Below are 13503 nucleotides of genomic sequence, written 5' to 3'. Positions count from 1 at the left end.
TTATGGTGGCGTGGGGGGACGCTGCTGTACCCTGACTGGGGCCGGGCGGGTGGGTAGTGCGGGGTGTCCGCGGCATGGATGCCGCGGCCAAGCCCCCAAGGATGGGTTCACGGCGTCCCCGCACTATCCACCCGCCCGGCCAGCCCTCAGCAATCCAGCTTTCCACGACCCACCCGCCCCCACCCACGAGGGGCTGCGGCGTTGGCTGGAAACCTACGCGTGCACCGGCCGATGCCCCCGCACCGCCATCACCAGCCCGATCCCCGCCAGCAACGACACCGCCGAGGTGCCGCCATAACTGATCAACGGCATCGGAATGCCCACCACCGGCAGCAATCCGGAAATCATCCCGCCGTTGACCAGCACGTACACGAAGAACGCCAGGCCGAGGCTCCCAGCCAACAACCGCGCGTGCGTGTCGCGTGCCTGCACCGCGATCGACAGGCAACGCCCGACCACGAACAGATACAGCGCGAACACCACCACCACGCCAATCCAGCCGAATTCCTCGGCAAGCACCGAGAACGCGAAATCGGTGGTGTACTCGGGCAGGAAATCCAGCGTGGCCTGTGTGCCATGGCCCCAGCCGCGCCCCTGCATGCCACCGGAGCCGATGGCGATGCGCGATTGCAGGATGTTCCAGCCGGTACCCAACGGATCGGCAGCCGGATCCAGGAAGGTCAGCACGCGATTCTTCTGGTATTGCCGCAGCAGCCCGAACCAGGCCAACGGCGCAGCCACCGACACCGCGCCCAGCCCGGCCACCACCCAGCGCCACTGCAGGCCCGCCAGCAGCAGGGCGAACACGCCGCTGGCGGTGACCAGGGTGGCGGTACCGAGATTGGGTTGCATCAGGATCAGCAGCGCTGGCACCCCGATCAGTACTGCGGCCGTCAGCACCGTGCGCGGCGATGGCGGCAGCGGCTGGCGGTGCAGATACCAGGCCATCATCAACGGCAGGCTGAGCTTGAGCAGTTCCGAAGGCTGCAGGTAGAACACGCCGAGGTTGAGCCAGCGCTGCCCGTATTTGCCGGTGCCGATCACGTACACCGCCATCAACGGCAGCATCGACAGTGCATAGATCGCCGGCGTCCACGCGCGCAGGCGCAGCAGCGAAGCCCGCGACAGCAGCCACATCGCTGCCAGGCCACCGGCAAAGCGCATCGCCTGCCCGTGCACCGGCCCGTTCACGCTGTGCAGCACCGCCAGGCCTGCGCCCATGAGGATCAACAACGCGATCAGCAACGGCAGATCGATCGTGCGCAGCGCCTCACGGCAGCCACCAAGCATTCGTTTCCATTTCACCCGCGGCACGGTAGCAACCGGCGCTTTCGCGAAGCTGTCAGCGCTGTTTGACGCTATCGACTCCTTCGGCGACAACTGTCTTGGGCGCCCGGATTTTTCGGGTTTCAAACAATTCTGATTGGAGCCGCAAGGGCCCCGTGCACATCATGTGCGGCCACCGACAACGGGTGGCACGGGACTCCAATCCCGTTTGATAGATGCGTTGTTTACGCTTGCCAGCCGGCGTCGCTTCTTCCTTGTTGAGCGGCGTCGGCTGGCAATCCGTCCGTGCGTCTTTGGCGGGCGGTGCGTGGAGGGCCTCGTGCCCGCCGGCGTTCCAGCGTCTATCACCGGTATTGGAGCCACGCATCGCCTGCCACCCTCGCCTCCACGCGGGGTGGCCCTTGCCGACCGCACGAGGACCCCGCCATGTCCGCTTCCACCTACCCGTACCTGTTCGCCACGCTGGGCGAGGCTGCTCACCAGCTGCCGCATGACATCGCCCGCGCGCTGGAAACCACGCTCACTGCAACGCAGGCCGCCAACGCGCCGGGCGGCCCTACCCTGCTGGACTGCCTGCAGCGCATCCGCCAGGTGGAAGCGGCAGATGGCCAGCCGTGGCCGAGCAAAGGGCGAACGCAGGCGCAGTGCATGGCGATGGCGCGCATCGACCGCGCCAATGCCGGGCTGACCTTCCTGCTGGAACTGCTGCACGCCAGCGAACGCGTGCGCGTGGACGGTGACGACGCGCAGCAACTGGGTGACGACGCCCGCGAAGGTCTGCTGCTGGCCTGCCGAGGCCTGTCGGAATACGTGGATGTGCAGTTGCAGGCCGCGTAATGCGCACGTCGCTGTGCCCTCGCCTGCCTCTCGTACAGCGCATGCCGGCCCTGAGCCGAGCATGGCTCGGCACTACAAAGAGCGAAGCGACCCGCTTCTGCTCTGCTTTATTTCTCTTTGCGTGGGTGGCCACCGCAGGAAACTGTCAGAGGCCGGGCGGGGTGGGTTCGCGGGGGTGTCCGCGGCATGGATGCCGCGGCCAAGCCCCCAGGGATGGGTTCACGGCGTCCCCCGCGAATCCACCCCGCCCGGCCAACCACGGCTGTTGCTTTCAGCAACCACCCACGAGGGGCTGCGCCGATGGCTGGAAACTACCCGTAACCGCCATGCACCGGATTGTGACGACGCACCGCCATCACCAACCCGAACCCCGCCAGCAGCGACACCGCCGACGTACCGCCGTAACTGATCAACGGCATCGGCACACCCACCACCGGCAGCAGGCCGGAAATCATCCCGCCGTTCACCAGTACATAGACGAAGAACGCCAGACCCGTGGCACCGGCCAGCAGGCGCGAGTACGAATCGCGCGACTGGCTGGCGATCCACAGGCAGCGCCCGATCACCACCAGGTACAACGTCAGCACCAGCGCCACGCCGATCCAGCCGAACTCCTCGCTCAGCACCGAAAACGCGAAGTCGGTGGTCTGCTCGGGAATGAAATTCAGGTGCGACTGCGAGCCTTCGCCCCAGCCCTTGCCGTCGAAACCGCCGGAACCAATGGCGATCTTCGACTGGATGATGTTCCAGCCCGCGCCCAGCGCATCCATTTCCGGGTCGAGGAACATCATGATGCGGTCCTTCTGGTACGGCCGCAGCAACCAGAACCAGGCGACCGGCGCCACCGCTGCCACGCCGCCCACGCCCAGCCCCACCCACCACCACGGCAGGCCCGCCAGCAGCAGCACGAACACACCACTGGCGGCGATCAGCACGCCGGTGCCGAAGTCCGGCTGCAGCATCACCAGCCCGGTCGGCACACCGATGATCACCATCGCCACCAGCACCGTGTTGAAGCGCGGCGGCAGCGGCATCTTGTGCAGGTACCAGGCCACCATCATCGGCAGGCTGACCTTGAGCAGTTCGGCCGGCTGCAGGTAGAAGAACTTGAGGTCCAGCCACTGCCGGCCGTATTTTCCCGTTCCCAGCGCGAACACCGCCAGCAACGGGATCATCGAGATGGCGTAGATCAGTGGCGTGGCCGAGCGGATGCGCAGGATCGGCGCCCGCGAAATGCCCCACATCGCCGCCAGACCCACGGCAAAACGCACGCCCTGCGCCATCACCAGGCCATCGCCGCCAGCACTCTTCAACGTCGCCAGGCCGATCACCATCAGCGCGCCCAGGGCCAGGCACAGCAGCCAGTCGAGGCTGCTGAAGAACCGCTGCAGCATTTCCCCGGCCCAGCGCAGGAAGGCGCTCATCGGCTGGCCTCCGCCGCGACGGTCGGGCGAGGACCGACGGGCAACGCCGCAGCAGATGGCGAACCCGGAACCGGTGCCGGCGCCGGTGGCGGTGCGGGCATGCCGATCAGCACCGGGTGCTCGCCCAGCTCGGCGGCGGCGGCGTCGCCGGCCGGGCGCGCGTTCACGTCCTCATTGTCGAAGGCGGTGATGCCGATGGCGGTGGTGCCGCGTTCGCTGTCCAGCGGCTGCATGCCTTCAGGCATCTTGCCCAGCAGCCAGGCATCGAAGATCTTGCGCGCGATCGGTGCGGCCGCCGCGCCGCCGTAACCGCCGCCTTCCACGGCGATGGCCAGCGCGATCACCGGCTGCTCGGCCGGCGCGAAGCCGACGAACAGCGCACGGTGGCGCAGGTGCATCGGCAGGCTTCTGGGATTGACCGCGGCCGTGCCCTTGCGGCTGACGACCTGTGCCGTGCCTGTCTTGCCCGCCATCGTGTACGGCGCGCCGGCCGCCATGCGTGCGGCGCTGCCGCCGGGAAGCATGGTGGCCATCATGCCTTCGCGCACGGCCTGGAGATTGTTCGGGTTGGGGCTGACCGGCTTGCTCGGGCCGGGCTCCGCCGCCACCCAGTCGCTGTCGAAACCAGCACGCTGCTGCATCACCAGATGCGGCGTGCGCAGCTGGCCATTGGCCAGGCCGCTGACACCACGGGCCAGCTGCAACGGGGTGACCTTCCAGTCGCCCTGGCCGATGCTGATGTTCACCGTGTCGCCGGGATACCAGGCTTCCTTGCGGCTCTTCCGCTTGTAGGCCGGCGACGGCAGGATGCCGGAGATCTCGCCGGTCAGATCGATGCCGGTCGGCTGGCCGAAGCCGTAGTACTCCATGTAATGGTCGAACCGCTCGATGCCCAGGTCCAATGCCAGCCGGTAGTAGTAGGTATTGACCGACTGCGCGATGGACTTGCGCAGATCGGTCCAGCCGTGACCACCACGATGTGAATCACCCCAGCCACGCGAGGTGCCCGGCAGGTAGAACATGCCGGTTGACAGCACCTTGTCCTCCGGACGGCGAACGCCCGAATCGAGGCCGGCCAGGCCGATCAGCGGCTTCAGGGTCGAACCGGGGGCAACGCCGCCGAGTACCAGGCGATTGAACTGCGGGCGCGACGGGTTGTCGTTCAGCGCCTTGAAATCGGCATGCGAGATGCCGTTGACGAACAGGTTCGGGTCGTAGGACGGCAGGCTGACCATCGCCAGCACTTCACCGGTACGCGGGTCCATCGCCACGGCCGAGCCTTCCTGATCACCGAAGGCAGCCACCATCGCCCGCTGCAGGTCGGCGTCGATCGACAGCCGCAGGTCGGCGCCGGATTGCGCAGCGACACGGCCGATGGTGCGGATCGCGCGGCCCTGCACGTTGGTCTCGACCTGCTCGTAGCCGACCTTGCCGCGCAGTTCCTGCTCGTAATAACGCTCCAGGCCGGACTTGCCGATGTGGGTCAGCGCGGCATTGCCCTCGCCGAGGATCTCCAGGTCCTTGTCGTCGACCCGGCCGACGTAGCCGATGATGTGCGCGAACAGGTCGCCATAGGGATAGCGACGGGTCAGGTACGGTTCCAGCTCGACGCCGGGAAAGCGCCAGCGGTCCACCGCGAAGCGCGCCATTTCCTCATCGCTCATGCGCAGCTTCAGCGTGACCGGCAGGAACTTGCGGCGCGCCTTGCGCGACTTGTTGAACGCTTCCAGCTCTTCCGGACTGATCTGGATGATCTTCGCCAGTCCTTCCAGGGTGGCGTCCATGTCCTTGACCTTGTCCGGGGTCACATCCAGGCGGAACGCCGGCACGTTCTCGGCCAGCAACCGACCATTGCGGTCATAGATCATGCCGCGCCCGGGCACCACCGGCCGCGGCTTGATGCGGTTGGCTTCGGATCGGGTGGCGTAGATGTCGTGGTCCAGCACCTGCAGCTTGAAGTACCAGCCGCCCAGGCCCAGCAGGCAGACCAGCACGCCGAAGAAGCCCAACGCCGCACGGCGCCGGAACTGTTCGGCTTCGGCGTGCGGATTCTTGACCTGGCGGCGCGGCAGCATGGCTCAGCGCCCGCGCTTGCCGAAGCGCACCGCGTCCAGCAGTACGAACACCAGCGGCCACAGGCCCATGCCCAGCAACGGTGCCCACCAGTACGACCACGGCAGGGTCGGCTCGCCCACCAGGATATGGACCAGCGCGCTGACGATGCGATCGTTGAACAGCAGGCCGCCGATGGCCAGCATCTGCTGCGACATCGGGAAAAAGCGGATGCGCGCGCGGAAACGCTGCAGGATGAAGGCCAGCATCACCAGCCGCAGCGCCTGCTCGCCCAGCACCCCGCCATACAGCAGGTCGGCGACGACGCCGCTGGCGAAGGCGATGCCGAGGCCGACGCGCTCGGGCGCTTCGATGACCCAGTAGGCCAGCACCAGTGCGAGCCAATATGGACGCAGCGGCTGCAGCAGCGCGGGCAACGGCAGCAGGCCCAGCAGCAGGGCCACCACCAGGCTGGCCGGCAGCACCCAGCGGTTGTCGCGAAGGCGGCTCATCGCTGCGCCTCCGGCTGCGGTTGGGTGGGCTGCGGTTGAGTTTGCTGCGGTTGCCGGCCAGCGGCCGGCACTACCGTGGAGGGCTGCGTCGTCGAAGGCGCGAGGCCGGACGGGCTCGTCGCAGACGAGGACGGCTGCCGGCCAGCGGCCGGCACTACCGGGGTAGCCTGCGTTGCTGCAGGCGCGGGGCCGGTCGGCAGCGCCGGGGCATCGGCCGGGCCACCGGGAGCGGCCTGTTCCATCTGCAGGCGCAGGTTCGGCGGAATGCGGATCGCAGCGCCAGGGCGCAGCAGCAGCACGTCGCGGCCGCGATCAAGCTGCGCGGCCGGTTTCAGTTCGCCCACCAGGAAGGCATGGGTATCGTCCGGGCGCAGCCCGGTGATGGTGCCGACCGGGAATCCGGCCGGGAAGCGGCCACCTAGACCGGACGTGACGATCTCATCGCCCACTTCCACGCCGGCGCTGAGCGGGATGTCGCGCAGTTCCAGCTTGTCGCCGCGGCCGTAGACGATCAGGCGCACGCCATTGCGGGCCACGGTCACCGGCACCGCGTGGTCGGGGTCGGTCAGCAACAGCACGGTGGAGCTGCCCGCGGTCACGCTGATCACCTGGCCCATCAGGCCGCCGGAATCGATCACCGCCTGGCCGACGTGCACGCCTTCGCGGCTGCCAGCGTCCAGCACCAGGCGCTGTTTGACCGGGTCCAGGTCGATGTCCAGGATCGGCGCCAGCTGCACGTCCAGGCCACTGCGCTCGGCCACGTTCAGCAGTTCGCGCAGCTGCGCGTTGTCCAGTGCGGCGGTCTGCAGGCGGGTCAGGCGGGCGTTGGCCAGCAGCAGCTGGTTGCGCAGCTCGCGGTTCTCGGTCACCAGCTGGCCGTGGCTGGCGGCGGTGTCGCGCACCTGGCCGCCGAGCTTGCCGGGCAGGCCGGCCAGGGCCCACACCGGCTGCACCAGGCTGTTGGCCTGCTCGCGCAGACGCGCCAGCCAGCCAGCCTGGTCGTCGAGGACGATCAAGGTGATTGCCAGTGCGAGATAGGCCAGCAGCCGCAGCGGGCTGGCGGCATCACCGGATCGGGAAGCGACGGGAGGTCCGGCGTAGGGCGGCACGGCAGCGATTCAACTGGCAGAAGGCGGAAGGGAAACACGCGGGCGCCCCGCCGGTGCCGACCCGCCGATGTGGCGGGCCGCACCCCGGAGGGGCGCTGCGGGCGCAGGCAGCCGGGACGGCTTATTCCGGCGCAAAGAACTCGTTGCCGTGCATGTCGACCAGTTCCAGCGCACGACCGCCACCGCGGGCCACGCAGGTCAGCGGGTCGTCAGCCACCTGCACGTGCAGACCGGTTTCCTCGGAAATCAGGCGGTCCATGTCGCGCAGCAGGGCGCCACCACCGGTCAGCACGATGCCGCGCTCGGCGACGTCGGCGCACAGTTCCGGCGGGGTCTGTTCCAGTGCCAGCTTGACCGCGCTGACAATGCCGGACAGCGGCTCGTGCAGCGCTTCAAGCACTTCGTTGGAGCTGATCTTGATCATCTTCGGCACGCCCTCGGCGAGGTTGCGGCCGGAGATTTCCATCTCGATCGCTTCCGCCTGCGGGTAGGCACAGCCCAGTTCGACCTTGATGCGCTCGGCGGTGGCTTCACCGATCAGCATGCCGTGGTTGCGGCGCACGTAGTTGGTGATCGATTCGTCGAAGCGGTCGCCGCCGATCCGCACCGAGGCGGAATAGACGATGCCGTTGAGCGAGATCACCGCCACTTCAGTGGTGCCGCCGCCGATATCGATGACCATCGAGCCACGGGCCTCGGTGACCGGCATGCCGGCACCGATCGCAGCCGCCATCGGCTCTTCGATCAGGAACACGTCACGGGCACCGGCCTCCTCGGCCGATTCCTTGATGGCGCGGCGCTCGACCTGGGTCGAGCCGGCCGGCACGCAGACCAGCACGCGCGGGCTCGGGCGCAGGAAGCGCGACTTGTGCACCTTCTTGATGAAGTGCTTGAGCATCGCCTCGGTGTAGGTGAAGTCGGCGATGACACCGTCCTTCATCGGGCGGATGGTGGTGATGTGGCCCGGGGTACGGCCAAGCATCTGCTTGGCCTCGGCGCCAACGGCTGCCACCGACCGGGTACCACCAATGGCGCGATCCTGGCGCACAGCGACCACGGACGGCTCGTTCAGCACGATTCCCTGCCCACGCACATAGATGAGGGTGTTGGCCGTGCCCAGGTCGATGGACAGGTCATTGGAGAACATGCCGCGCAGTTTCTTGAACATCTGGGAGTTGATCCTGAGGGGTGTCGCGCCCAACGCGGGATGGCGAAAAAATGGGCAGAAATCGAGGTCGACAAGCCTAGCAACCTGCCTGCCGCCGAGCAAGGAGAAAACTAGCTGAACCCGCGCCTTCACAGGCTTTCGGCCTGATCGGGCATCACCCGGTTCTGGCCCTGAGCGGCACCAGCGGGTAACCTTTGCGCCGTCGGGCGCCCAAGGGCGCCGTTTGCTTGCCTGCCGAAGTGGGCAGGCCCCCCCCAAAATTCACCGCATAGGCTTACATCGATGTCCGCTCTGATCTGTGGTTCTCTTGCCTTCGACACCATCATGGTGTTCCCGGACCAGTTCAAGAATCACATCCTGCCGGACAAGGTGCACATCCTGAACGTGTCCTTCCTGGTGCCGCGCATGCGCCGCGAGTTCGGCGGCTGCGCCGGCAACATCGCCTACAACCTGCACCTGCTCGGTGGCGATCCGATCCCGATGGGCACGGTGGGTTCGGACTTCGGCCCGTACCGCGAGCACTTCGATGCCCTGGGCATCGACCTCACCCGCGTGCGCGTGATCGATGAGCTGTTCACCCCGCAGGCGTTCATCACCACCGACCACGACAACAACCAGATCACCGCCTTCCACCCGGGCGCGATGATGCGTTCCTACGAAAACCACGTGCGCGACGTGCCGGGCGTCAGCCTGGGCCTGGTCGGCCCGGACGGCCGCGAAGGCATGATCCAGAACGCGCTGGAATTCCACGAAGACGGCGTGCCGTTCATCTTCGACCCGGGCCAGGCCATGCCGCTGTTCAACGGCCCGGAACTGCGCGAGTTCATCGAGCAGGCCGATTACGTGGTGGTCAACGACTATGAGTCGAACCTGCTGCAGGAACGCACCGGCTGGAACGAAAAGGAGATCGTCAGCCGGGTCAAGGCCTACATCACCACCCGCGGCCCGAAGGGCGCAGTGATCCACACCCCGGAAAAGAGCTACGACATCCCGCCGGCGCACGAGCGCCGCGTGGTCGATCCGACCGGCTGTGGCGACGCGTTCCGCGCCGGCCTGATCTACGGCATCCAGAAGGGCTTCGACTGGCTGACCATCGGCCGCATGGGCAACCTGATGGGCGCGCTGAAGGTCGAGCACCCGGGCACCCAGAACCAGCGCTTCACCTTCGATGAGTTCAACGAGCAGTTCAAGCAGCAGTTCGGTTACGCGTTGAACGCGTAAACGAACTGCCCGCGCATTTCTCCTTATCCCCGCGCCTTCGGCGCGCCCCCTTGAACAACAAGGGGGCTCTCCACCCGAGGCGCTATCGGGAATGCTTCTGGCGGGAATGCCTCTGGTAGGTGTCGACCTTGGTCGGCACTGCCGGCCAACGGCCGGCACCGCATCGCCGCCCCGCCCTTCCGGCTCAGGGCCTGGCCTTCTCCGGCAAGCGGTACAGCTCTTTCTCGTAGGCCAGCGTGCCCCACATCGCGTAGGCATGTGCGCGCCGTGCCAGTTCCGGCCGCAGCGGCTGCGGCTGCAGCTGGTCGCTGGCCGGGTCGTAGCGGAAGCCCTGCGCTGGCTTGTCCGGCTGCAGGATGGCCACGTCGTTGCCCTCCATCCACGCCAGATTGCGGTCGTACTGCATCAGCGCGCGTCCGGGCTGCAGCCGCTGCAGGTCGGTCAGGTCCTGGCCAACGGTGGGGGTGGCATCGGCAATGCCCAGCAATGACAACAGCGTCGGCGGCAGATCGATCTGGCTGACGATGCGGGCATCGCGGCGCGCCTCGATGCCGCCGCCAAGGATCAACCCGGGAATATGGAAGTTGCCGATCGGCACCATGTTCTTGCCGAACACCCGCGAATCATGGTCGGCCACCACCAGGAACACGGTGTCCTGCCAGTACGGTGAGGCCATCGCCTTGCGGAAGAACTCGCCCAGCGCGTAGTCGGCGTACTTGGCGGCGTTGTCGCGGGTCTGCTTCGGTTGCTCGTACAGGTCGATTCGGCCGTCGGGGAACTCGAAGGGATCGTGGTTGCTGGAGGTGAACACCAGGCCGAAGAACGGCGTGCCCTGCGCTTTCAGCTGCCGGAACTGCTGGTCGGCGCGAGCGAACAGATCCTCGTCCGACGCGCCCCAGGAGCCGACGAAGGCCGGCTTGCGGTAATCCTTGCGGTCCACGATGCGGGTGAAGCCATTGGCGAGGAAGAACTCGCGCATGTTGTCGAAGTGGCTTTCACCGCCGTAGTAGAAGCCGGTGTCGTAGCCATGCCGCCCCAGCACATCGGCCAGGGTGAAAAAGCGCTGGCGGCTGGCAGGCAGCTTCACCACCGATTCGGCCGGGGTCGGCGGGAACCCGGTCAGGACCGCCTCGATGCCGCGGACCGAACGCGTACCGGTGGCATACAGCCGCTCGAACGCCCAGCCCTGCCTGCTCAGGCGGTCGTAGTTGGGCGACAACGGTCGTCCGCCGAGACTGCCGATGAACTGCGCGCCCAGGCTTTCTTCCAGCACGATCACCAGATTGCGCGGCTTGCCCTGGTACTGCGGCGGACGCAGCGCCAGGCTCGGCAACGCATCGGAGACGTACGCCGATGCCGGCAGGCCGCTGCTGGCGCGCACTTCGCTGACCACCTCGGCAAGCGGCAGGTCACCGTAGACGCGAGAGGTTTCGCTGCGGGTCGCCAGTTGCCGCGCGGCATAGCCGACGGTGTACAGCGAATTCAGCGGCAAGGCGTTGATGGTGGGGTCGGTGGAGAATGCCACCAGCGCCGGATTCAAGGGCCGATGACCCAGGCTGGAACGCACGCCCAGCGCCGCCAGCAGCAGCACCAGCAACGCCAATGGCAGCCGCCACAGCCATCCGGCTTCGACTGCGAGCGCCGGGCTGTTGCCGACCCAGCGCCGCGACCCGCGAAGCAATGCCCAGAACAGCACGATCACAGCGGCAACTTCGATCACCACGGCCAGCAGATGGCCGCGCAGCAGCGTCATCCCGACTTCTTCGGGATAGATCAGGTATTCCAGGAACAGCCGATTGGGGCGCAGGCCGTACTCGGCCATGAAGCTCGGCGTGGCCAGTTCCATGAACACCAGCAGCACGCTTGCGAGGATCAGCCACCACCGCAACAGATGGCGCCACGCGCGGCCCACGCGTCCCTCCAGCGGCAACAGCAGCGCCAGCACCGCAGGGATGCCGTACAGCAGGCACAGGGTCGACACATCCACCCGCAGCCCCTGCAGCAACACCGTGGACCAGCCGTCGGCAGCACTCACCCGCGCGGCATGCCACAGCGACAGCCCCAGCCGGGACAACGACAGGGCGACCAGGCCAAACAGGAAGAAGGCGGCAATCGGACACAGACGCCGGTACAGCGACACCCACGCAGCTCGGAGCATGAAAGGAATCCAGAAATGGAGCAAAGGACACCCATGCCCCATCCCTGGCAGCGGGCCACACCGGACAACGTGTTACCCGACACAACCACCAGCGCAGCGAAACTTCCCGCCGGCACCCTCAGCATCCACCTCAGCTTCAATCGGGCTGCGGCAGTGAGCGGCGGCGGTTCCGCATCCGCCTCCGTTTCAGCCCCGGCGGGTCATTCGAAGAACGTCCCGCCGACCGCGCACAATACACTGTGATGACAGTCGGCAGTTGACTGCAGGTGCGGCCCCTGGCTACCTGCCAGCGCGCGCGCAGAGCGCCGCGCTAGCCTCCCCAGCGCTCCAGCACCGCCCCGCAATCGGCCAGGTGCCAACAGGCCATGCCCGGCCACGGGTTGTCCGGAGCGTTGACCAGCAGCGTGCGGCTGCCCGCCGCGCGGCCGCATTCGAGATCGAAACGGTAATCGCCCACCATCACCACCTGCGCGGGCTCAACCTGCCAGCGCTGCTGGAAGTACTGCAGGCCGGCCGGTGAGGGTTTCGGCTCGGCCTCGTCGCGGCCGATGATGTCGTCTTCGGCAAAGACGTCGCCCAGCCCGATCGCCTGCAGGGTGACCTGCGCCAGGCTGCGCACGTTGCGGGTCAGGATGCCCAGCCGGCAGCCGGCGCCCTGCAGCGCGCGTACCAGCGCCACCGCTCCCGTTGCCGGCTGGGAAGCAGCGGCCAGCGCACGCTCGTGCGCCAGCAGCCAGGCGTGCTTGGCGCTGGCCTCTGCGGCCGGCAACCCGGCCAGATGGGTGAGGATGTCATCCTCCTGCGGAATCGCCAGTTCGCGCTTGATCCGCGCGAAATCATGCACCGCCACGGTCAGCGTGCCATCCATGTCGAACACCCAGTGGCGGATCGCCGACAGCGACGACGCAGCCGCCGGTGCCTGCACGGTCAACGCCACCACGCCGGCATGCGGCTGGCATCCACACCACCGGTCTCGAACACGGCCGTGCGCGTGCCACCGGCCTTGACCGGGAATTCGATGCTGATCGACTTGCCCTTGGCCGCCAGCTTCCACAGCGCTTTCTGGTCGGTGATGAACATCGCGATGGCTTCATCGGTCTTCGGCCGCCAGGCCGCCATGGAGATCGGCTTGCCGTCATCCACGGTGACCTTCACCGTGCACTGCGGGCAACGGAAATCGCCGGCCTGCAGCACCAGGTAGGCATGACGCTTCCATTCGGGGTGGTCGCGGAACACCAGCTGCACCGGCTTGGCGCCGCTGCCATCCACATCCACCCGCTCCTTGCTGAAGATCTGTGCCGACACCTGGTTGCCCTTGCTGCCGACCGGAATCTGGTTGTACTGCCACAGCGCCTGCATGCGGCGCAGGTCGCGCGCGGCATCGCCCTTGGCCTTGACCTCGTCGAAGCCGGCGGCGATGCGCTCGGCGGCGGCAGTGTCCTTGTACTGGTCCAGCAGCGAGGCACCATGCAGGCGCGCGCGCTCCCAGTCCTGCGCGGCCACGGCCATGTCGTACTGCTTGGCCACGTCCTCGGCCTTGGCTTCCTTCTGCGCCTGCACGGCGGCCGCAGCGGCCTCCTGCGCCTTGCGCTCTTCCTCGGGGTTGCTGCAGGCGGCCAGTGCCAGCGTACAGGCGGTGAGCAGGATCAGTCGTTTCATTGCGGAGTCCTTTACGGGTGCATCCCGATTCTATCGGCAGCGAAAAGCGGATACAGCAACGGCGGGTTTCCCCGCC

11 protein-coding genes are annotated in these 13503 nt (G+C 67.2%); 2 read left to right on the top strand and 9 right to left on the bottom strand.

The features are described 5' to 3' along the window. Positions 1 to 213 precede the first annotated feature (213 nt). Positions 214 to 1290, bottom strand: coding sequence for a rod shape-determining protein RodA (gene rodA / locus M2299_RS19660; RefSeq protein ID WP_280884864.1), 1077 nt, complete (start codon positions 1288 to 1290; stop codon positions 214 to 216). A 423-nt stretch (positions 1291 to 1713) separates the two neighbouring features. Between rodA (M2299_RS19660) and M2299_RS19655 the strand changes: the two genes are divergently transcribed. Continuing rightward, the gene (locus M2299_RS19655; RefSeq protein WP_280884863.1) at positions 1714 to 2124 is read left to right on the top strand and encodes a hypothetical protein; all 411 of its coding nucleotides are present in this window, start codon (positions 1714 to 1716) and stop codon (positions 2122 to 2124) included. A gap of 311 nt (positions 2125 to 2435) precedes the next feature. Here M2299_RS19655 and rodA (M2299_RS19650) read toward each other — a convergent pair whose 3' ends face one another. From rodA (M2299_RS19650) to M2299_RS19630, 5 genes are all read right to left on the bottom strand, one after another. Beyond that, positions 2436 to 3548, bottom strand: coding sequence for a rod shape-determining protein RodA (gene rodA / locus M2299_RS19650; RefSeq protein ID WP_025877247.1), 1113 nt, complete (start codon positions 3546 to 3548; stop codon positions 2436 to 2438). After that, positions 3545 to 5623, bottom strand: a complete 2079-nt coding sequence (mrdA, locus tag M2299_RS19645) for a penicillin-binding protein 2 (RefSeq protein ID WP_032976538.1) — start codon at positions 5621 to 5623, stop codon at positions 3545 to 3547. Before mrdA ends, rodA (M2299_RS19650) begins: the two co-directional genes overlap by 4 nt. A 3-nt stretch (positions 5624 to 5626) precedes the next feature. Beyond that, entirely contained in the window at positions 5627 to 6112 is a 486-nt protein-coding gene (gene mreD / locus M2299_RS19640; protein ID WP_025877251.1) for a rod shape-determining protein MreD, read from the bottom strand. Continuing rightward, the gene (gene mreC / locus M2299_RS19635) at positions 6109 to 7221 is read right to left on the bottom strand and encodes a rod shape-determining protein MreC (RefSeq protein WP_180831962.1); all 1113 of its coding nucleotides are present in this window, start codon (positions 7219 to 7221) and stop codon (positions 6109 to 6111) included. The genes mreD and mreC overlap by 4 nt, the downstream gene beginning before the upstream one ends. A gap of 121 nt (positions 7222 to 7342) precedes the next feature. Further along, complete coding sequence (locus M2299_RS19630; RefSeq protein ID WP_025877255.1) at positions 7343 to 8389, bottom strand: rod shape-determining protein; 1047 nt, start codon at positions 8387 to 8389, stop codon at positions 7343 to 7345. 282 nt (positions 8390 to 8671) lie between these two features. On the opposite strand from M2299_RS19630, the gene M2299_RS19625 reads away from it, so the two are divergent. After that, positions 8672 to 9610, top strand: coding sequence for a carbohydrate kinase family protein (locus tag M2299_RS19625; protein ID WP_059065157.1), 939 nt, complete (start codon positions 8672 to 8674; stop codon positions 9608 to 9610). Positions 9611 to 9794: 184 nt separating this feature from the next. On the opposite strand, the gene M2299_RS19620 is transcribed toward M2299_RS19625, so the two are convergent. From M2299_RS19620 to M2299_RS19610, 3 genes are all read right to left on the bottom strand, one after another. Next, positions 9795 to 11768 carry an LTA synthase family protein gene (locus tag M2299_RS19620; protein ID WP_280884862.1) on the bottom strand — a complete coding sequence of 658 codons (1974 nt, stop codon included), beginning with the start codon at positions 11766 to 11768 and terminating at the stop codon, positions 9795 to 9797. Positions 11769 to 12078: 310 nt separating this feature from the next. After that, positions 12079 to 12708 carry an HAD family hydrolase gene (locus M2299_RS19615; protein WP_088101948.1) on the bottom strand — a complete coding sequence of 210 codons (630 nt, stop codon included), beginning with the start codon at positions 12706 to 12708 and terminating at the stop codon, positions 12079 to 12081. Next, positions 12696 to 13427: a hypothetical protein gene (locus tag M2299_RS19610; protein ID WP_223486683.1), complete on the bottom strand. Its 732-nt coding sequence runs from the start codon at positions 13425 to 13427 to the stop codon at positions 12696 to 12698. The genes M2299_RS19615 and M2299_RS19610 overlap by 13 nt, the downstream gene beginning before the upstream one ends. Positions 13428 to 13503: the final 76 nt, after the last annotated feature.

Source organism: Stenotrophomonas sp. 1278 (assembly GCF_029892765.1).
In the GTDB taxonomy this organism is placed as follows: Bacteria; Pseudomonadota; Gammaproteobacteria; order Xanthomonadales; family Xanthomonadaceae; genus Stenotrophomonas; species Stenotrophomonas indicatrix.
This window is presented reverse-complemented; position numbering and strand designations above follow the sequence as displayed.